Here is a 1,134-nt window from a genome sequence, read left to right as displayed (position 1 = left end):
ACGAGTTTCTTCACGCTGGTCTGGACGAGCCGGACCTTGGCGAGGATCTCGTCGGCGGTGGCGGTCCAGGTGAAGGGGCTCGGGTTCTCGTTCCAGGAGTTGATGTAGTCGCGGATCTGTTTGACCAGGACGTTGACGCTTGCGAACGTACCGCGGCGGATGGACTGCCGGGTGATGATCCCGAACCAGATCTCGATCTGGTTCAACCACGAGGACCCGACGGGGGTGAAATGGAAGTGGACGTGCGGGTTTTTCGCCAGCCAAGCCTTCACGTCCGGAGTGGTGTGCGTGGAGAGGTTGTCCAGGACGACATGGATTTCCTTCCCCGCATGCGGCTTGACGGCCTTCTTCATGAACGCCAGGAAGCTCGCTCCGTTCCGGTTCGGCTTGCACTCGCCCAGCACTTCACCGGTCGTGACGTTCAGCGCGGCGAACAGGTTCGTGGTGCCGTGCCGCACATAGTCGTGGGTGCGCTTCTCGATGGCCGCGAAAGCCACCGGCAGCACCGGCTGGGTCCGGTCCAGCGCCTGCACCTGCGTCTTCTCGTCGATCGACAGCACCACAGCGCCACCGGGCGGGGCCAGGTACAAACCGACGACATCGGCGACCTTCTCCGCGAACGCCGGGTCTTTCGAGATCTTGAAGGTGCCCGAGCGGTGCGGCTTCAGATTCTCCTCACGCCAGATGCGGGCGATGTAATGCCAGGAAACCGAGACGCCTTCCCGCCGCTTCAGATGGTCGGCCAGCGACCGCGTCGACCAGTGCGACAGGCCGGATTCCGCCGGCGGGGACATCCTCGTCAAAGCGATTACCCGGGCCCGCACCTGCGGCGGCACCTGGGTACGCGGCCCGCCACGGCGCTTCTCCTCCAGACCGGCAAGGCCCCGCTCGGCATAACGGGCCTTGCAGCGGTCCACCGTCAGCGGCGCCACACCGGCAAGCTCGGCGATGTCCTTGCGCCGCCGCCCCTCACCGGACCACAACACGATCCGCGCACGAAGCGCCACATCGGCAGGGACATCTCGCGACCCCGCCAACTCCCGCAGTTCTGCCATCTGTTCAGAGGAGAGATCCATACCAGACTCAACGATGACGGAAGCCTAAGGTTCCATGAACAGGATCACGAGACACTAG

Annotated in this window: 1 protein-coding gene; it reads right to left on the bottom strand. The window is 64.4% G+C overall.

Annotation, left to right across the window (positions count from 1 at the left end; all coding sequences use genetic code 11):
* On the bottom strand, positions 1-1,076 hold a 1,076-nt coding region (locus AB0D57_RS47870; protein ID WP_362088794.1), incomplete at its 3' end, for an IS630 family transposase.
* Positions 1,077-1,134 lie beyond the last annotated feature (58 nt).

Source organism: Streptomyces sp. NPDC048275 (assembly GCF_040652275.1).
In the GTDB taxonomy this organism is placed as follows: Bacteria; Actinomycetota; Actinomycetes; order Streptomycetales; family Streptomycetaceae; genus Streptomyces.
The sequence above is the reverse complement of the archived record's forward strand: the minus strand, read 5'-3'. Positions and strand labels throughout refer to the sequence as shown.